The following is an 18428-nucleotide window of genomic DNA, read 5'->3' on the forward strand; positions in this document are numbered from 1 at the left end:
TCTTAATAGACAAAACTGACATTGTCACTGCATTTTCGCAGTGGCAATATCAGTTTAGAGGAGAAGGATGAAGACACAAAAAGTTTATTTATATAACAGTATTTTTAAAGCAATTGTCTTTTTCTTTGCTTTAGTTACTGTTTTATCGGTTATTTTAATTGGAGTATTTATGATAGTAAACGGAGGACCCAGTATTGCCAAAGTAGGCCTTAAAGATTTTTTGCTCGGGAAGGTCTGGAATTCGGCAAATGAACCTCCTCAATATGGAATATTGGCATTTATAGTATCCTCTTTTTATTCTACCTTCTTTACAGTTCTCATAGCTGTCCCTATCTCCATCCTGGTAGCCCTGGCAATCGGACAGTTGATGCCAAAGGGGCTTGGAACTGTTATCAGGGCGATTATCAGCCTGCTTGCAGGAATTCCTTCCGTTATTTATGGATTCCTTGGAATTATTTTTATTGTCCCGCTGGTACAGAAGGTGTTTAATCTTTCATCAGGCTTAACCATGTTTTCTTCTGTTATTGTCCTGATTGTTATGACCCTTCCGACAATTATCAGCGTAAGTGAGACCAGCATCAATGCCGTAGACAAGGGCTATATGGATGCTGCCTTTGCCTTAGGTGTGCGGAAAGAATATGCATTATTTACCATCGTTTTGCCCGCTGCAAAATCAGGAATTATGGCTGCGGTCCTGCTTGGCGTAGGCAGGGCAATCGGTGAAACAATGGCAGTTATGATGGTAGCCGGCAACATTCCCCAGATGCCTTCCATGTTAAAACCCGTCCGTTTCCTGACAACTGCAATCGTAACGGAAATGTCCTATGCCACAGAACAAACCAGAGGTGTATTAATCGGAATCGGCCTGGTCCTTTTTGTGTTTATTTTTATTATCAATTCTATTTTCCATTTCTTTATAAAAAAGGCGGGTGCTGTAAATGGCTAATACTACATATGAAAAACGGATAAGGCCTGGAGTTATAGCAGTGCGGGCTTTGATATATACAGTAACTGCGGCTGTAGTTGCTTTAGTTGTTGCAATTATTGCATTTTTAATTGTAAAGGGGCTTCCCTATATTAACTGGGAGTTTCTATCAAAGGCACCTTCCCGTCTGGATGAGACTTATGGAATTGCGCCTATGATTATAAATACTTTGTATATTGTGTTGCTCTCTCTTATTGTTTCTATCCCTCTTGGTATCGGAACGGCCCTTTACCTTGCCGAATACTCCAAACCCGGTAAGGTTATATCTGCCATCCGGTTTGCCATTGAAATCCTTGCAGGCATTCCGTCCATTGTATACGGCTTATTTGGACTGGCGTTTTTTATCAATGCATTAAAGGCCGGAAGCAGCGGCGGTTCTATGATTGCAGGTGCCCTTACCTGTACTTTAATTGTTCTTCCGACAATGATCCGTACCACAGAAGAAGCCCTGCTGCAGGTAAATCCTTCTTACCGTGAAGCGGCATTTTCCTTAGGTGCTTCCAAGCTTCATATTATCCGTACGGTTTTACTTCCCTGTGCTCTTCCGGGTATTGTTGTTGCCATTATTTTAAGCATCGGGCGTATCGTCAGTGAATCAGCAGCACTTCTCTATACGGCAGGTGTGGATTATACCATGCCGGCAAATCTTGTAAAGCATGTAGCAGAGCCGGGTGCGGGTCTCACGGTACAGCTTTACTTATATGCAACAGAAGGAGGTTCTCCTGACTGGGTGCCATATGCCATGGCGGCCGTATTAATGATACTGGTATTTATCATTAACCTATCGGCCAATATTATTGCAGGTTTATTCAAAAAGAAAGTGAGCATTAACTAATGGGTATTATTACAACGAAGGATTTAAACCTCTATTATGGAGATAAACAGGCTATTAACAGCATCAATATGGATATTGAGAAAAATCGGATTACGGCATTAATCGGACCTTCCGGCTGCGGAAAGACTACCTTTTTAAAGACCTTGAACCGGATGAATGATACAATACCAAACTGTAAAATTACAGGAGAAGTAATCTTTGACGGTATAAATATTTATGACAATAAAATTGACCCTATGTTAGTCCGTAAAAAGATGGGCATGGTATTTCAAAAACCAAATCCATTCCCTATGAGTATTTACGATAACATTGCCTATGCACCGAAATATCATGGGAAAAAGAAGCGCGAGCTGGATGAAATCGTAGAAAAGAGCTTAAAGGCGGCGGCTCTTTGGGAGGAAGTGAAGGACCGTTTAAAAAAGAGCGCCCTGTCACTTTCCGGCGGGCAGCAGCAGCGTCTTTGCATTGCCAGAACCATTGCGCTTAATCCGGAAGTAATCCTGATGGATGAGGCCACCAGTGCCCTGGATCCTATTTCTACTTACAAAATTGAAGATTTAATGGGAGAACTGAAAAAAACCTATACGGTTGTTATTGTTACGCATAACATGCAGCAGGCCTCCCGTATTGCAGATAGAACAGCCTTCTTTTTGCTGGGTGATTTGGTTGAGTATGATACCACGGAAAACATTTTTGTAAATCCCAGGAATCAAAAAACGCTGGATTATGTAAGCGGGCATTTTGGATGACAGTAGCGCCAGACTCTTTCTTGCTGTATAAAAAATAACGAAAAAAACGCAAAATTTGTAAAGGAATGAATTGAAATAATTTACATAGTAATGTATGATTATGTATGAGCGAGGCCAGAGGGCAACCGTGTTTTTAGGTTACCCTTTTAATTTGTGCGATTATATGTAATCCGGCATCACAGCTTAGGTTGTATGAAAATACTGCAGAGAGGGCCACAATTATTCATACAGACTTTTACGTGGCGATACCGCAAAGGGGCGGTAAAAGAGGGAAAGCATGGATTATATAAGTGAAGTAATAGAAATGGTAATTCGTAAAAATCCTTCCGAATATGAATTTCATCAGGCAGTAAAAGAAGTACTGGAATCACTGCGTCCTGTTGTTGAAGCAAACGAGGAGAAATTCCGAAGGGAAGCATTATTGGAAAGGCTGGTTGAACCGGACCGCCAGATTCTCTTTAAGGTGCCCTGGGTAGATGACAAGGGAAATGTGCAGGTAAATACCGGTTATCGTATACAGTTTAATAATGCTATTGGACCGTATAAGGGCGGCTTAAGGCTGCATCCTTCTGTGAACAAAGGAATCATTAAGTTCCTTGGTTTTGAACAGATATTTAAGAATTCCCTGACGGGGCTTCCCATAGGCGGAGGCAAGGGCGGATCGGATTTTGATCCCAAGGGAAAGTCAGACCGTGAGGTATTGGCTTTTTGTAAAAGTTTTATGACAGAGTTATGTAAATACATCGGTGCCGACACGGATGTACCTGCCGGAGATATTGGAACAGGTGCAAGAGAGATCGGCTATCTGTATGGGCAGTACAAGAAGATAAAAGGAACCTGCGAGGGTGTACTTACCGGAAAGGGGCTGACCTATGGCGGTTCCCTTGTCAGAACGGAAGCTACCGGCTTTGGACTTGTATACCTAACGGAAGAAATGCTGAAAGCTCATGGACATTCCATAGCAGGGAAAACAGTTGCCGTATCCGGTGCAGGAAATGTAGCCATCTATGCGGCAGCAAAAGCAATGGAACTGGGGGCTAAGGTAGTAACCGTAAGTGATTCCAATGGATGGATCTATGATAAAGCAGGAATCGATGTAAAAGCCCTAAAAGAAATCAAAGAAGTAAGAAGGGAAAGGCTGACGGAATACCTTAAGTTCCGCCCGGAAGCAGAATACCATGAAGGACAGGGTGTTTGGCAGGTAAAATGTGATATTGCTCTTCCCTGTGCCACCCAGAATGAATTGCTGTTAGAGGATGCAAAGGCCTTAGCAGAAAACGGCTGTATTGCAGTAGCAGAAGGGGCTAATATGCCTACGGATCTTGAGGCAACGAAATATTTACAGGATAAAGGAATCCTATTCGCTCCCGGTAAGGCAGCTAATGCAGGAGGCGTTGCAACTTCCGCGCTGGAGATGTCACAAAACAGTGAAAGGCTTAGCTGGACCTTTGAAGAGGTTGATGAGAAGTTAAAGGGAATTATGAAGAATATCTTTTTCAATATGTCAGATGCCGCCAAAGAGTACGGGGCAGAAGGAAACTATGTACTTGGGGCTAATATAGCCGGTTTTTTAAAGGTTGCTGATGCTATGATGGCACAGGGAATCTGGTAGTAAAAGGAGAATTGCATTCTGTGATGATGAGAAAACCCAATCGATAGTTCTTTGGGAATTGACGGATAAATGGGAGAAAATTTCAGGAAATAAAGCAGGAATCCGATAAAAGGAAATACCCTCTGGCAGCAATCAAATTCTTGCTAGCTGCCAGAGGGTATTTATCATATCTGCATACAAAAGCTCCTGCTATGGCACTTAAGCTTCCCTGTCTGTTCTATTTTGTTTTAAATTCCCGCAATGCCTTTGAAGCTACTTCCTTTACGCCCTCGTCCGTTTCCTTGGATAAAAGAAGCTGCAAAAAGCTTCTGGCCTGTTCTGTTCCAGAGTTGCCAAAGGCAACGATTGCTGCTTTTCTGATTTCCGGATTTTCATGATCTATCAGCTTGCTTAGCAGATTAAAAGCCATTTCATCCCGAATGATGCCAAGGCCTGCTATTGCTGCTTTAACAACTTCTATATCCTTATCGTGAAGGAATTGTTCAACCTTTTCTGTCTTTCTCTTTTCCGTCAGCTTCTGGATCTTCTCAATTACTTTTTCTTCACTCATAATGTTGCTCCTTCTTTCTTATAGTTTGTAATCTTACAAAATATAAATATTAAGCAGCTATCTCTAAAAACTCCATCCTGCTGTTTGCATTTAAAAAAGATGAGCATTGATACCTGTAACCGCTTAATGCTGTAAGGTCGCAATTTAACTATAGTCCTATTTCCTCCACAGTGCAAGCAAACAGCTAATTATTTTTTAATTCTTCGTTATAGTTTGGCCTAATGGCTGAATTGCATCCATTCACCGTGTTATTTATGACTTTCTTGTTTACTTTTGTATTGGCTTGTGATATTATGGTATTAATTGGTGCAGTATTATTTGACTGTTGAGCAAATTTCTATATAATTAGTATTATTTGAAACTAATAACTTCATAATATGAAGTTTCGTTACCTAATACATTGGAAACGTATTTTTGATAAAAGTTAACTGAAAAAGGCAAACTTACTGAAAGGTAAGGACGCAAAGCCACGAGTCTAAGGTATAGTGTGAAAAATAAAAAGCATTTTTTACTTTCTATTTGGGCAGTATCGCAAGTAAACTTGCGATATGCATAGGGATAGTGTGAAAAATGCGATGTATTTTTCGCTTTCTATTCAGGCAGTTTCGCAAGTAAACTTGCGAAATGCATGGGGTATACTATGGCAGTCGGGCCGCTGTAGTTATTGTAGCCATCTGCAGCCTGACTGCATTTGGTTTTTTTTATGTTATAAAATCGGTTTTATATGAAAAAAATACAATCAAAGATAGTTTGAATTTAACTTAGGAGGAAATATATTATGATGATCTCACATCCAAAGGGGACATATACTATTAATTATAATGCAAAGGAAAGAATGGTATATGTAACCCCTATCGGCCTTTGGACAAATGAGGATTTTGAAGAATACCATAATCAGTTTATGGAAATAATCGGACCCATCATCTGCAAGGAACCCTGGGTAATCATTTATGATATCCGGAAATATCAGTTTTACGAGCCGGGAAACCTGTCGGAGGAACATCTGGATTGGCAGGCGGAGAATAATCTAAAGTACAGGGCAATTATTACGGACAGCGACCAAGCTAAAAAATGTTTAGGCGGCATTTCCTCTTCTAAGGTTCCACAGCAGATTTTTATAAATGAAGATGAAGCAATAGCCTGGCTAAAGTCAAAGGGTTTTTAGTTTGAAAGGTTATTTCTTAATGATTTCAAATTCCTGGATTCCCATACTTCCCGGAGCAACTTCATATTTATCAAATACGATAACAGGATTTTTTTTCTCATTGATATAAAATTTAGTATGTGAGTCAATGGAAGTAAAGCCCCCCTCTTCGGTTGTGAAATACATATTATCCGGATTCTCTGCTAATCGTTGTTTCATCTGTTCCTTAATGCTTTGGTTGGCAATTTCAATATAATCAGGGCCTAAGAGATCCCTTAAAGTAACCTCTGTATCATTCTTTAAATCAATATTAAAGAAAGTATTGAAGTCATAAGCACTTACCCAGGATTCCGCACCGTACAGGACAAAAGAAACCAGATCTGTATCCTGATATTTGATATCATAATCTACTTTTATTTTGATATTTTTCTTGGAGAATTCCTCTTCTGTGCCTCCGGTTTCTAAGAAGGCATCCTTGTATTCCTGCACCCTTTCAGCAGCTTCCTTTGTGTAAGTCTTTGATTTTTCTTCAATGAGTTTATTGATCTGTTCAGCAACAGAAGCCTCGGACGCTACCTCTGGCAGAGTTACTTTTATGGTTTTATCCTTATCTGTCTCTTCGTAGGAACGAAGGGTCAGAACTTTTGCGACCTGGCCTATAACCGGAAGCCTCTTAGCATTCTCGGCAAATACAGCGTTTGTGTTCAGAGCTGTAATAAAGAGGGCAATACAGGCAGCGGCAGCAGTTATGCAAATCTTAAGACGGGAATGAACAGCTTTTTTAACAGTCCCTGTATTCTGGTTTGATTCTGATTTTTTCAGTTCTTTGTTAATGCGTTCATTTAATTCTGCAGGGACTTTGATATTCTGATAGATTTTCTTTGCCATATCCAATTCTTTCATAGTAATTCTTCTCCTTTCATGGCCTTCTGTAACTTCTTAATACCGGCATAAAGCCGCGTTTTTACAGTGTTTAGATTAACATTGGTTATCTCTGATATTTCCTTTAAAGTCATATCTTCATAATAATGCAGTATGATAATGGTTTTGAATTTATCTGGCAGCCGGTTTACTTTTTCGTATAAATTAAGTCCCGCTTCGAATTCTTTTTGATAATAAAAATCTTTCTGCACCAGTTTTTCTTCCAAGGGAAGATCTCTCTGGTATTTCTTCCTGTATGCGATGCATTCGTTTGCTAAAACTCTGTAAAACCAAGTTTTTAAGAACTCTGGATTTCGGATGGACTGGTAATTCTCCAGGGCTTTGCAGACGGAATTCTGAACTGCATCAAGTGCTGCTTCCCTGTTGCCAAGATAGCTGTATGCCAGGCGGTAGAAGCTGTTCTGACTGCCGGTTATGTATTCTGTTAATTGTGCGTAGACACTTTCTCCCAAAACTTTCACCTTCTCTCCTTACGGTATATCAGCTTTCAAAACTGATACCTTTTATAGATTAGATATTTTAACCCATAGAAAAGTTTTAATTAATAAAATAAAAAATTAAAATTATCCTTGACATTTTTGGAAAATCAAGTTATTATAATAACAGTAATCATTACTAATTTAAAACAATCAAATAAAAATATAATAAAAAAACAGGAGGTATATTATTATGTCATTAATCGGAACAGAAGTAAAACCATTTAAGGCACAGGCATACCGTGACGGAAAGTTTGTAGAAGTAACAGAGGCAGATTTTAAAGGAAAGTGGAGCATTGTTTGCTTCTATCCTGCAGACTTTACCTTTGTGTGCCCCACAGAGCTAGAGGATCTGCAGAGCAATTATGATACTTTTAAGAATCTTGGAGCAGAAGTTTATTCCGTATCCACCGATACCCATTTTACCCATAAGGCATGGCATGACACATCAGAGGCTATCCGTAAGATAACTTATACTATGATCGGGGATCCTTCCCATACCATTGCCAGAAATTTTGACGTACTGATTGAAGAAGATGGGCTTGCAGACCGCGGAACCTTCTTAATTGATCCTGATGGCATTATTAAGACCGTGGAGATTAATGCAGGCAATATCGGACGTAATGCGGACACCCTGGTTGATAAGCTTAAGGCAGCACAGTATGTAAGGAATAATCCCGGTGAGGTGTGCCCTGCGAAGTGGAAAGAAGGAGGAGCAACATTAAAACCCAGCCTTGACCTTGTAGGAAAGATTTAAGGGGGGAACATAGTGCTCGAAAAAGAAATCAAAAGTCAACTGGCAGAATATTTAAAACTGCTGGAAAGTGATATACAGATTAAAGTTAGTGCCGGTACTGACAGCATATCGGGAGACTTGGCAGGTTTTATAGAAGAGGTAAGCACTCTGTCGGAGAAAATCACCGTAGAGAAAGAGAGTTTACCCAGAACGCCAAGTTTTCAGATATGTAAAAAGGATGAGAAAAAAGGCATAACCTTTGCCGGTATTCCCCTGGGCCATGAGTTTAATTCCTTTGTACTGGCGCTTTTACAGGTCAGCGGAAGACCTCCTAAGATAGAAGAAAGGGTGAAGGAAGAGATTGAAGCCCTAAAGGGAGAGTTCCACTTTGAGACCTATGTCAGCTTAAGCTGCCACAATTGCCCGGAGGTCGTACAGGCATTGAATGTTATAAGTGTATTAAATCCGGGTATTACCCACACTATGATTGATGGGGCTGTCTTTAAAAAAGAGGTAGAGGATAAGAATATTCTGGCGGTGCCCGCAGTTTATCTTAACGGTGAATTCTTTGGCGGCGGAAGAATGGAACTGGAGGAAATTCTCTTAAAGCTTGGCGCTTCTCTGGATACATCAAAGATAAGTGAAAGAGAGCCTTTTGATGTTCTTATAGTGGGCGGAGGTCCTGCCGGTGCCAGTGCTGCTATTTATGCGGCACGTAAAGGCATCCGTACCGGAATCGTGGCAGAGCGCTTCGGCGGTCAGGTACTTGATACTTTAGGTATTGAGAACCTTATCGGCACGAAATATACGGAAGGGCCAAAGCTTGCCCAGAGTCTGGAAGAGCATGTAAAGAATTATGATGTGGATATTATAAAAGGCCAGAGGGCAAAGAATCTTACAAAGAAGGAACTTATTGAAGTAGAGCTGGAAAATGGAGCGGTTCTTAAAAGCAAGGCTGTAATTCTTAGTACCGGTGCCAGATGGCGGAAGGTGAATGTACCCGGAGAAGAAGAATTTAAAAATAAAGGAGTAGCTTACTGCCCTCACTGTGACGGACCCTTATTCAAGGGGAAAAGGGTAGCTGTAATCGGCGGAGGCAATTCCGGCATTGAGGCTGCTATTGACCTGGCAGGAGTGGCAGAGCATGTTACGGTGCTTGAGTTCCTGACAGAGTTAAAGGCGGATGCCGTTCTTCAAGAGCATCTCTACAGCCTGCCAAATGTTACGGTTTATAAAAATGTACAGACAAAGGAAATAACCGGATCCGGCAAGGTCAATGGAATTACCTTTTCTGACCGTGAAACGGGAGAAGAAAAACATCTTGAACTGGAAGGTGTATTTGTCCAGATTGGTCTGGCTGCCAATACCGACTGGCTGGGTGATACAGTTAACCGTAACCGTTTGGGTGAGATAATTGTTGATAATCGTAATAACACGAATGTTTCAGGGATTTTTGCCGCAGGGGATTGCATCGACAGTCCTTATAAACAGATAATCATATCAATGGGTTCCGGAGCAAATGCTGCATTAAGTGCTTTTGACTATTTGATAAGAAACTAAAATAAGAGCTTTGTCTTCTGATATTATCAGGGACTGCTGTACGATTACAGAAATTGTACAGCAGTCCCTGATTTGTTTGCAGTAAAATTAATATAATATCAGACAAGTAAAAAATACAATATTTTTATAAAAATAATTGTAAAATTTACTGATATATAGTAAAATATTTTATAAGAACAGAGGGATGGCATTCATCTCACGAAGGAGATGGCATATGACAGGAATAAAGGAAATTGCAAAGCAGGCCGGGGTTTCGGTATCAACCGTGTCTAATGTTTTGAATAATAAGAAGAATGTGGGAGAAGAAACCAGAGAAAGAATACTTAAAATCTGTGAAGAACTTTCTTATTACCCCAATATGGCAGGAAGGGGTCTTAAGTCCGGCAAACCCAATACAATTCTCTTTAATTTCAGTGACTTTGACAGGAGCTTTTATTTAAAGATTATCAATGGCATCAGTGATTATGTGAATGATAATGACTTCGACCTGATTATCTGTACGGATAAATCCTGCGAGAAGTATATGAATAACAGTCTTACCAGCGGCAGTATCATATTGGATAAGAAGATGCAGGATGAGGTCTTAAACCGCATTGCAGGCGAGAATTACCCTATTGTGGTGCTGGACAGAATTATGAAAAATCCCTGGATTAAGAGTGTGGTGGTCAATAATTATGAACCTATGTACCAACTGATACAGGGTGTTATAGACAGAGGATACCGCAGTTTCGGCTTCGTTGGCGGCCCGGAGGAGACTGCGGATAATAAGGAGCGCTACAGGGCATTCCGGGATGCTCTTAAGGCAAATAACATAGAGTTCCAGCAGAAGAGCTATTTTGCCGGTAATTACCGTGAAAAGAGCGGTTATACCGCTGCGAAGATATTAATGTTAAGCAGGGAGCTTCCGGATTGCCTTGTTTGTGCAAATGATAATATGGCAATCGGGGCAATGAAGGCTTTTCGGGATAATGGACTTAGGGTGCCAAAAGACATAGCTGTTACAGGTTTTGATAATTGCGATCTGGCGGAAGCTATGGGACTTACTACGGTATCTATCCCTAATTACGAACGCGGCTATATTGCTGCCAGATATTTAATTGAGAACATACGCGGACAGAAGAATGTTGAGACCTTTAAGATAGAGGCAAGGATTATTTTCAGGGAGAGCGCAGGTATTAAAAAGGATTAATTTTACCTGAAATCAGTAAAATGCAAGTAAAATAGCATATAATTTTAGTAAAGTCGTGTGATAATCAACAAAAGTTGATACTTTCACATGACTTTTTCACTTTAAAACATATACAAATGTTACAAAGATAATGCTTGATAAAAGAATATAAATCAACAATATTGACAAAGTGGTGAATTGATATTATTATTTAAGTACAACGTTTTACTAATATTTTCATTTTAAGGAGAGGGTTCTATGAAATTAAGAAAAATGTCAAGTGTTTTACTGGCGGCCGTCATGATATTAAGCATGGTATTAACAGGCTGCGGTACGAAAAAGGAAACAAGCAATGCTGGTACGAACAATGCAGGAACAAACAATGCAGGAACAAGTAGTCCGGAAGCTGGTAAGGATACAGGTTCCTCCGAGCAGACAAAGGCTGCAGACAAGATTATTATTTTCCAGTCCAAGGTTGAAATAGGTGACCAACTGGAGGAGTGTGCTAAGGCATATACCGATGAGACTGGCGTTGAGGTTGAAGTATGGGGAACCACAGGTGATGATTACCTGCAGCAGCTTAAAGTAAAACTTGCTAACAATCAGGGACCTACTATTTTCTCTCTGGCTCCCGGTTCAGAATCGGAAGACCTTAAGGCTTATCTTGCTGATTTAAGTGATTTATCCTTTGTCGGTGATATAGCTGATAACATGGCAAATGAAATTGACGGTAAGGTGGTTGGTATTCCGTACACGATGGAAGGCTTTGGAGTTGTTTATAATAAGAGCCTTATCGATGCTTCTAAGATTACCGATTATAATTCTTTTGCAAAGATGTTAAAAGACCAGAAAGCGGCAGGCATCAACGGCTTTAGCTTATCACAGGAAAGTTATTTCCTTATCGGACATATTTTGAATACTCCTTTTGCCTTACAGGCAGACCCGGAAGGATACATAAAGAAACTGACTGCGGGAGAAGTGAAAATGCAGGATACTCCTGAATTTGTAGAGTTTGGGAAGTTCATGGAAGCAATCAGAGAAAATACGGGTAACCCTCTGGAAGTTAATTATGATACTGAAACCGGTGATTTTGCTACCGGAAAGACCGCATCCATTCATCAGGGCAACTGGTGCTATGGTATGTTTAAAGATTATGATGTGAAATTCGATATGGGCATTATGCCTCTTCCTATCGGCGGAAACGATAAAATTGCTGTCAGCGTACCCAGCTGCTGGTATATAAATTCACAGGTTTCAGCTGGCGAAATCCAGGCAGGCAAGGACTTCCTTAACTGGTTATATACAAGCGATACCGGGAAGAAATACCTGATGGAGAAGTTTGGCTTTATCCCGGTATTAAAATCAATGACGAGTGCACAGCTTGATCCTTTGTCACAGGCAGTTGCAGACTACGCAGCAGAAGGGAAGACAATTTCCTGGCCTATGAGCAAATGGCCGGCAGGTATTGTTGATGTCTATCTGGTACCTGTAGCGCAGGCGTTCTTTACAACAGATATGACAGGAACAGAATTGCTTGAGAAATTGACCGACGCTTTCGTTAAGGCAGGACAGCAATAAGCAGAAATTGGATACTTAAACCGGATAGAGAAATTTAGCGGGCAGATTATTGCTGGATTTCTCTATCCTTGTCATTTTATAATTTGATGAAGGAGCGTTTCTATGAAAAAAAGAAGGGATAAAGCCTGGTATGCTTTGTTTGTTTTTCCTTTAGTATTTATCTTTACAACGGTCGTAGTAATACCTTTTATAATAGGCATCGGGTATTCCTTCATATCTTGGGACGGAATGCCTTTAAATGAAAAGAAATTCGTAGGCTTTGACAATTACATAAGATTGTTTGCGGACGAAAGGTTTCTTACTTCTGCGGTGCACACGGTCTTATTTACCATATGTTCTGTATTGCTGATTAATTTACTGGGGCTGATATTTGCACTTGCTGTAACGGGAAAGCTTAAGGTAAAGAATGCAGCAAGGACAATGTTATTTATGCCCTATCTGATTGGCGGTTTAATCCTCGGATATATCTGGAAGTTCATATTTACGGATGTATTCAAATCCATCGGTCAGCTGACGGGATGGACCAAGGTGTTTTTTAGCTGGCTTTTAGACCCTGAATTTGCACTTGCTGCCATGATGATTGTTGCTACCTGGCAGATGGCAGGGTATATCATGATTATTTATATTAACGGTATCCAGGCTATGCCGGAGGATGTATTGGAGGCGGCAAAGGTTGATGGTGCCGGCTTCTGGCAAACCCTTTTCCGTATCAAATTTCCGCTTATCATGCCCTCTTTTACCATATGCCTGTTTTTGACCCTGTCCAATTGCTTTAAAATCTTCGACGTTAACTTTTCACTCACCGGAGGGGGACCCAGCAATGCAACGGAAATGATGGCTATGAACATATATAATGAGATATTTTCACTGAATAATTACGGATACGGCCAGGCAAAGGCTATTATCTTTTTTGCTGCGGTAGCTGTTATTACCCTGGTTCAGGTTTCCATTACTAAGAAGAAGGAGGTAGAGATGTAATGAAGAAATTCGGTAAAATCCTGATAGAATTTCTGGTAGTCGCTCTTTGCCTTGTGTACCTTTTTCCGATTTATATTGTTCTGGTTAATTCCTTTAAGAACCGGGCGGAGCTTTATGAGAACATGCTGGCACTTCCAAACAGCTTTTCTTTTGAATATTTTGCAAAGGCGATGGAGAAGATGAGTTTCCTTAGGGCCTTTGGAAACTCATTGATAATAACAGTGGTATCCATTGCTGTTATTATCGTTCTGGCTTCCATGACTGCCTGGATGTTTGTGCGTACGGATGACAGATTAAGCAGAATCCTGTTTATGGTATTTGTTGCAACCATGATTATTCCTTTTCAGACCATTATGATGCCTATGATGCAGGTTATGGGATGGGCGAGGGATAACCTGCATATTCCTATGTTGAATAGTCTGGGAGGTCTGATCTATATGAACATAGGCTTTGGAACCAGCATGGCAGTGTTTTTATATCATGGGTTTGTCAAATCCATTCCGGTATCCCTGGAGGAAGCGGCAACCATTGATGGCTGCAATAAGTTTAAAGTGTTCTGGAAGATTGTATTCCCGATGCTAAAACCAACTACCGCAACGGTTATGATTTTGGATGTTATCTGGATATGGAATGACTATCTGCTTCCTTCTCTGGTGTTGTCCAGTAAATCCCTGCGTACAATACCGCTGTCCACAGCATCCTTCTTCGGACAGTTTACTATTGAATGGAATCTGGCCATGGCGGGACTGATGTTGACAATAACACCGGTTATCATATTCTATTTATCAGCCCAGAAGTACATTGTAAAGGGTGTTGCAGCCGGTGCGGTAAAGCTATAGGAAAAAGTGCTAGTTATGGAGGAAAGAATGGGATTGCAGTATAAAGTCTATGAGATAGATGACAACAGTAAAGAGAATAATGACCTTATGGTAAATGAAACAGTCTTCCATAATGCCAACGGATACATCGGAATCCGTTCGAATTATGAAGAAGGGTACCCGGGAGGGTATGATACCATCAGAGGTTCCTATATTAACGGTTTTTATGATATTGCAGATATGAAGCAGGCAGAGAAGCTCTGCGGTCTGGTGGAAGATAAGCAGGCCATGTTAAATGTGGCGGACACCCAGACGGTGTTTTTGGATATTGACGGAGAAATCTTCAGTCTGTTTGAGGGGGAGGTTCTAAGGAGCAAACGTTTTCTGGACATGGAAGCGGGGGTTACGGGGAGAGCAATTCTCTGGCGTTCTCCTGCCGGAAAAGAAGCAGAGATAGTGATTAAACGTATGGCTTCTTTTTGCCAGCTGACACTCTTTGCAATGGAATATAGTGTAAAAGCGGTTAATTTTAACGGCAGTATAGGTTTTAGCTCCTATCATATGGGAGAGGTAACGAATTACAGCAATGCAAATGACCCCAGAGTGGCCCAGGAGAGCAAAAGATACCTCTTGCCTATGACAGCCTGCCTGGAGGAAGGTATCTCTTATCTGACCTCGATGACCTCAAAGTCCGGTCTGACTGTCTGCACAGGTGTGGCTCATATTCTTGCGAAAGAAGGGATGAAGGGCAGTGAGGTGTCTGGTGCGGATGAAAACGTTCTTCTTAAGAAGGGAGAGCATAGTGCCTGTTACAAGGGGAAGATTCCTGTAAAGGAACAGGAAACAGTTACCCTGACCAAATATACCGTTTTCTGTGACTCCATCAGACATGAGGACTGCGGTAAAGCGGCAAGACAAGAGATGGAAAAGGCGCTTTCTATTCCTTTGTCTGCGCATTATGAAGCCCAGAGGGAATACTTAAAGGAGTTCTGGAATAACTGCTTTCTTGAAATCAAGGGGGATGATGCCCTGACAGAAGCGGTCAATTACAATATGTATCAGCTGATACAATCCGTAGGAAAGGATGAGTTCTGTAATATTGCTGCAAAGGGTTTAAGCGGCGAAGGCTATGAGGGGCATTATTTCTGGGATACCGAAATGTACATCCAGCCGTTCTTTAATTTGACAGAGCCTTCCATAACAAAGAATCTTATCAATTTCCGCTACAGCACATTGGAAAAGGCGAGGGAAAATGCATATATATTAGGTCATAAAAAAGGGGTGTTATACCCATGGCGTACCATTATGGGAGTAGAATGTTCCGGCTATTTTCCATCTGGGACGGCTGCCTATCATATTAACGGGGATATTGCCTATTCAATCATTTCTTATTATCTGGCAACCAAAGATATGGAGTTTGTAGCCGATAAGGGTGCTGAAATAATATTTGAAACAGCAAGACTATGGCTGGATGTGGGAAATTATTATCAGGGAAGCTTTCGGATAAATGAAGTGACCGGGCCGGATGAATACACCTGTATGGTGAATAACAACTATTTCACCAATGCAGCCGCCCAGTATAATCTGAATTGGGCGGTAAAGTTCTATGGATTATTAAAGGAGGCAGGAAAGCTCCAGAGGGTAGCGGATAAAATCGGTTTGACTGATTCGGAGGTAGAGGAGTTTAAACGGGCGGCAGAAAGCATGTATCTGCCGTATGATGAGACTCTTGGAATCAATCCCCAGGATGATTCTTTTCTCCAAAAGAAGGTGTGGGACATACCCGGTACACCGGCAGAAGAATTCCCTTTATTATTGCATTACCATCCCCTGCATTTATACCGTTATCAGGTATGCAAACAGGCGGATACGGTACTGGCGCACTTTATCTTTGAGGATGCCCAGTCCCTTGAAACAATCCGAAAATCCTTTGAGTATTACGAGAAGGTCACTACCCACGATTCTTCCCTGTCTACCTGTATTTTCAGCATTGTTGCATCGAAGCTTGGTTTGGTGGAGAAAGCCTATGAATATTTTGGCGATTCTGCCAAGCTGGATTTGTTCAACACCCATAAGAATACCAGGGATGGAATCCATACCGCCAATATGGGCGGCACCTTTATGGCAATCGTATATGGATTTGCAGGCTTAAGGATTAAAGAAAGCGGTATCTGCTTTGCTCCGGTGCTTCCGAAGTGCTGGGAAGAATATTGCTTCCGGATAAATTATGAGGACAGCAGGATTAAGGTGGAAGTAGGTGCAGAGGAAAGTATCTTCACCTTAATCAGCGGAACGGCAAAACAGATTCATGTGTATCAGGATATATATGAACTAAGTGGCAGAATTGCCGTTAAACACAAATCTTAACATGGAATAAGGAATGGTGGAGTAGATGAAATATAAAGCAGTAATTTTTGACCTTGACGGAGTTATCTGCCATACTGACCGGTATCATTACCTTGCCTGGAAGCAGCTGGCGGATAAAATAGGGATATATTTTGATGAAAGTATCAATAACAGATTGCGGGGGGTCAGCCGTATGGAAAGCCTCGAAATTATTCTGGAACAATGGAAAGGGACCTCTTTTACAGAGGAGGAAAAAATAGGGCTTGCGGAAGAAAAAAATGCAATCTATAAGGAACTCCTTAAGCAGATGACAGAAAAGGATTTAAGTATTGAAGTGAAAGATACGTTGGAGCGGCTTAGGAAGAGCGGGATATTGCTTAGCATCGGTTCTTCCAGTAAAAATGCAGGCTTCATATTGGAAAGAATAGGACTTACAGGCTTCTTTGATGCAATTTCGGATGGCAATAACATTACAAAATCAAAGCCGGATCCGGAAGTGTTTCTCCTGGCGGCGCAGTATCTTAAGACAGAGCCCGGGGACTGCCTTGTAGTAGAAGATGCCAGGGCGGGTATTGATGCTGCCGCCGCAGCAGGAATGGGCAGTGCGGCCATAGGGGATGCCCTTGGGTATAGTTTGGCGGATTATAATCTGAAGGAGTTTAAAGAGCTGATAGAGATTTGCGGTGTGGTATCGTAAAAGACGTATTTAAAATTAAAAAATAAGAGGGAGAGCAGGATGTGCATTCCCTCTGATATCGTATAAGTGTTGATATAAGCTTAAAAGCAAGCTTTGTATCAACACTTATTTTTGTTTCTATATGATTTTCTTAATATTGGCTACGGAACTTCTTTCTACAATATTACAGGGTATATAAATGCGCTGCTTGGAGAGAGAGTTATCTTTAATGCGGCTTCGCAATTGGCTGTATGAATTCTTTGCAATAGTCTTAGTGCTGATATCAACGGTAGTTAACGGAGGATTTGAATTCTCTGCCAGATTGGTATTGTCGAAACAGGCAACAGAAATATCCGCGGGAACTTTAAGGCCTTCCATGTTAATCCTTTGAATCAGAAAATAAGCAGCTCTGTCACAGTGGCAAACAAAGGCGGTGGGTAATGTTTTTGGCAATGGAGTCTCTAAAGTGTAAACTCCGGTAGTCAGGTTGTTGTTTACCAGGTGCCAGTCGGGATTATAGGGCAGATTATGGGCAGCCAAAGCCTTTTGATAACCATAAAAACGGTCCGAGATACTGGAAGTCTGACTGGGATTGCCTACAAATCCAATATCGGTATGACCCTTTTCGATAAGATAGTTGGTTATGGTAAAGCCGTTAAAAAAGTTATCGGCTATAATGCAGTCATAGTTAAAAGATGGTTTGTAGAAATCGATTAAAAGGACCGGCAGTCCGAGATCACCTATACCATGGATATAATCATCTGTCATTTCTCCGGCTATAAAAATACCATCGCAGCTGCCGGAATTGAGTGTAGCCGGCAGGGTGCAATTACTTTCGTCGGAATTGTTGATTACATATAAAGTAAGTGCAAGTCCATCGTTGTGACAAAAATTATTCAAATAGTAAAAAATTGATGTATAAAATCCTTCGTTTTCGAGAAAAAAACGCTTAGGTACAACAAATGCCAGATTGTTGTTAAGCGCCAGATTTTTACCGGAAACTTTATAATAACCTAATTCTTGTGCAGCCCGTAGTATCTTCTCCTTGAGATCGTCACTAACATATTGCTGATTGTTCAGTGCCTTATATACAGTGACTTTGGAGATGTTCAGGTAATCGGCTATGGTCTGCATGGATACTTTTTTGTTGCTCATATATTCCCCTTCTATCGGTAAAAACATTATTTGTATGTATATTTATATGGCTTATTATACAGGCTGATTAACGCAAATGCAACAGCTAGTTTTTGTTAGTTAACAAAAAATATGAAATTA

General features: G+C 40.9%; 17 protein-coding genes and 1 riboswitch. Of the genes, 13 read left to right on the forward strand and 4 right to left on the reverse strand.

Annotated features, from left to right (window positions below):
- Positions 1–67 precede the first annotated feature (67 nt).
- From pstC to gdhA, 4 genes are all read left to right on the forward strand, one after another.
- Positions 68–946, forward strand: coding sequence for a phosphate ABC transporter permease subunit PstC (pstC, locus tag BUF11_RS11165; protein WP_073588932.1), 879 nt, complete (start codon positions 68–70; stop codon positions 944–946).
- Positions 939–1820, forward strand: coding sequence for a phosphate ABC transporter permease PstA (gene pstA, locus BUF11_RS11170; protein ID WP_073588933.1), 882 nt, complete (start codon positions 939–941; stop codon positions 1818–1820). The genes pstC and pstA overlap by 8 nt, the downstream gene beginning before the upstream one ends.
- Positions 1820–2569 (forward strand): phosphate ABC transporter ATP-binding protein PstB, encoded by a 750-nt coding sequence (gene pstB, locus BUF11_RS11175; RefSeq protein ID WP_073588934.1) that lies wholly within the window; start codon positions 1820–1822, stop codon positions 2567–2569. Before pstA ends, pstB begins: the two co-directional genes overlap by 1 nt.
- A 277-nt stretch (positions 2570–2846) precedes the next feature.
- Positions 2847–4181: an NADP-specific glutamate dehydrogenase gene (gdhA, locus tag BUF11_RS11180; RefSeq protein ID WP_073588935.1), complete on the forward strand. Its 1335-nt coding sequence runs from the start codon at positions 2847–2849 to the stop codon at positions 4179–4181.
- 217 nt (positions 4182–4398) lie between these two features.
- On the opposite strand, the gene BUF11_RS11185 is transcribed toward gdhA, so the two are convergent.
- The gene (locus BUF11_RS11185) at positions 4399–4731 is read right to left on the reverse strand and encodes a HEAT repeat domain-containing protein (RefSeq protein ID WP_073588936.1); all 333 of its coding nucleotides are present in this window, start codon (positions 4729–4731) and stop codon (positions 4399–4401) included.
- 426 nt (positions 4732–5157) lie between these two features.
- Positions 5158–5265: riboswitch (cyclic di-GMP riboswitch) on the forward strand.
- A gap of 244 nt (positions 5266–5509) precedes the next feature.
- On the opposite strand from BUF11_RS11185, the gene BUF11_RS11190 reads away from it, so the two are divergent.
- Positions 5510–5896, forward strand: coding sequence for a SpoIIAA family protein (locus BUF11_RS11190; RefSeq protein WP_073588937.1), 387 nt, complete (start codon positions 5510–5512; stop codon positions 5894–5896).
- Between the two features lie 9 nt (positions 5897–5905).
- Here the strand turns inward: BUF11_RS11190 and BUF11_RS11195 are convergent, their stop codons facing one another.
- Together BUF11_RS11195 and BUF11_RS11200 are read right to left on the reverse strand one after the other, a co-directional pair.
- Positions 5906–6778: an RsiV family protein gene (locus BUF11_RS11195; RefSeq protein WP_073588938.1), complete on the reverse strand. Its 873-nt coding sequence runs from the start codon at positions 6776–6778 to the stop codon at positions 5906–5908.
- Positions 6775–7278: a sigma-70 family RNA polymerase sigma factor gene (locus BUF11_RS11200; protein ID WP_084558605.1), complete on the reverse strand. Its 504-nt coding sequence runs from the start codon at positions 7276–7278 to the stop codon at positions 6775–6777. The genes BUF11_RS11195 and BUF11_RS11200 overlap by 4 nt, the downstream gene beginning before the upstream one ends.
- Positions 7279–7486: 208 nt before the next feature.
- Here BUF11_RS11200 and ahpC point away from each other — a divergent pair, with 208 nt between their 5' ends.
- From ahpC to pgmB, 8 genes are all read left to right on the forward strand, one after another.
- Entirely contained in the window at positions 7487–8050 is a 564-nt protein-coding gene (ahpC, locus tag BUF11_RS11205; RefSeq protein ID WP_073588939.1) for an alkyl hydroperoxide reductase subunit C, read from the forward strand.
- Between the two features lie 12 nt (positions 8051–8062).
- Positions 8063–9589: an alkyl hydroperoxide reductase subunit F gene (ahpF, locus tag BUF11_RS11210; RefSeq protein WP_207665481.1), complete on the forward strand. Its 1527-nt coding sequence runs from the start codon at positions 8063–8065 to the stop codon at positions 9587–9589.
- 214 nt (positions 9590–9803) lie between these two features.
- Complete coding sequence (locus BUF11_RS11215) at positions 9804–10778, forward strand: LacI family DNA-binding transcriptional regulator (protein ID WP_073588941.1); 975 nt, start codon at positions 9804–9806, stop codon at positions 10776–10778.
- A 237-nt stretch (positions 10779–11015) separates the two neighbouring features.
- On the forward strand, positions 11016–12335 hold the full coding sequence (locus BUF11_RS11220; RefSeq protein WP_073588942.1) for a sugar ABC transporter substrate-binding protein: 1320 nt from the start codon (positions 11016–11018) through the stop codon (positions 12333–12335).
- Between the two features lie 102 nt (positions 12336–12437).
- The gene (locus tag BUF11_RS11225; RefSeq protein ID WP_073588943.1) at positions 12438–13313 is read left to right on the forward strand and encodes a carbohydrate ABC transporter permease; all 876 of its coding nucleotides are present in this window, start codon (positions 12438–12440) and stop codon (positions 13311–13313) included.
- The gene (locus BUF11_RS11230) at positions 13313–14152 is read left to right on the forward strand and encodes a carbohydrate ABC transporter permease (protein ID WP_073588944.1); all 840 of its coding nucleotides are present in this window, start codon (positions 13313–13315) and stop codon (positions 14150–14152) included. Before BUF11_RS11225 ends, BUF11_RS11230 begins: the two co-directional genes overlap by 1 nt.
- A gap of 27 nt (positions 14153–14179) precedes the next feature.
- Complete coding sequence (locus BUF11_RS11235) at positions 14180–16498, forward strand: glycoside hydrolase family 65 protein (RefSeq protein WP_073588945.1); 2319 nt, start codon at positions 14180–14182, stop codon at positions 16496–16498.
- A 25-nt stretch (positions 16499–16523) separates the two neighbouring features.
- Complete coding sequence (gene pgmB, locus BUF11_RS11240; protein WP_073588946.1) at positions 16524–17174, forward strand: beta-phosphoglucomutase; 651 nt, start codon at positions 16524–16526, stop codon at positions 17172–17174.
- Positions 17175–17291: 117 nt separating this feature from the next.
- Here the strand turns inward: pgmB and BUF11_RS11245 are convergent, their stop codons facing one another.
- Positions 17292–18308, reverse strand: coding sequence for a LacI family DNA-binding transcriptional regulator (locus tag BUF11_RS11245; RefSeq protein WP_073588947.1), 1017 nt, complete (start codon positions 18306–18308; stop codon positions 17292–17294).
- Positions 18309–18428: the final 120 nt, after the last annotated feature.

This window comes from Anaerocolumna xylanovorans DSM 12503 (genome assembly GCF_900143645.1).
Taxonomy (GTDB): Bacteria; Bacillota; Clostridia; order Lachnospirales; family Lachnospiraceae; genus Anaerocolumna; species Anaerocolumna xylanovorans.

What these genes read in the sequence shown, in the direction of transcription:
- pstC (WP_073588932.1), top strand. Translation starts at nt 68, where the DNA reads ATGAAGACACAAAAAGTTTATTTATATAACAGTATTTTTAAAGCAATT.
- pstA (WP_073588933.1), top strand. Translation starts at nt 939, where the DNA reads ATGGCTAATACTACATATGAAAAACGGATAAGGCCTGGAGTTATAGCA.
- pstB (WP_073588934.1), top strand. Translation starts at nt 1,820, where the DNA reads ATGGGTATTATTACAACGAAGGATTTAAACCTCTATTATGGAGATAAA.
- gdhA (WP_073588935.1), top strand. Translation starts at nt 2,847, where the DNA reads ATGGATTATATAAGTGAAGTAATAGAAATGGTAATTCGTAAAAATCCT.
- BUF11_RS11185 (WP_073588936.1), bottom strand. Translation starts at nt 4,731, where the DNA reads ATGAGTGAAGAAAAAGTAATTGAGAAGATCCAGAAGCTGACGGAAAAG.
- BUF11_RS11190 (WP_073588937.1), top strand. Translation starts at nt 5,510, where the DNA reads ATGATGATCTCACATCCAAAGGGGACATATACTATTAATTATAATGCA.
- BUF11_RS11195 (WP_073588938.1), bottom strand. Translation starts at nt 6,778, where the DNA reads ATGAAAGAATTGGATATGGCAAAGAAAATCTATCAGAATATCAAAGTC.
- ahpC (WP_073588939.1), top strand. Translation starts at nt 7,487, where the DNA reads ATGTCATTAATCGGAACAGAAGTAAAACCATTTAAGGCACAGGCATAC.
- BUF11_RS11215 (WP_073588941.1), top strand. Translation starts at nt 9,804, where the DNA reads ATGACAGGAATAAAGGAAATTGCAAAGCAGGCCGGGGTTTCGGTATCA.
- BUF11_RS11220 (WP_073588942.1), top strand. Translation starts at nt 11,016, where the DNA reads ATGAAATTAAGAAAAATGTCAAGTGTTTTACTGGCGGCCGTCATGATA.
- BUF11_RS11225 (WP_073588943.1), top strand. Translation starts at nt 12,438, where the DNA reads ATGAAAAAAAGAAGGGATAAAGCCTGGTATGCTTTGTTTGTTTTTCCT.
- BUF11_RS11230 (WP_073588944.1), top strand. Translation starts at nt 13,313, where the DNA reads ATGAAGAAATTCGGTAAAATCCTGATAGAATTTCTGGTAGTCGCTCTT.
- BUF11_RS11235 (WP_073588945.1), top strand. Translation starts at nt 14,180, where the DNA reads ATGGGATTGCAGTATAAAGTCTATGAGATAGATGACAACAGTAAAGAG.
- pgmB (WP_073588946.1), top strand. Translation starts at nt 16,524, where the DNA reads ATGAAATATAAAGCAGTAATTTTTGACCTTGACGGAGTTATCTGCCAT.
- BUF11_RS11245 (WP_073588947.1), bottom strand. Translation starts at nt 18,308, where the DNA reads ATGAGCAACAAAAAAGTATCCATGCAGACCATAGCCGATTACCTGAAC.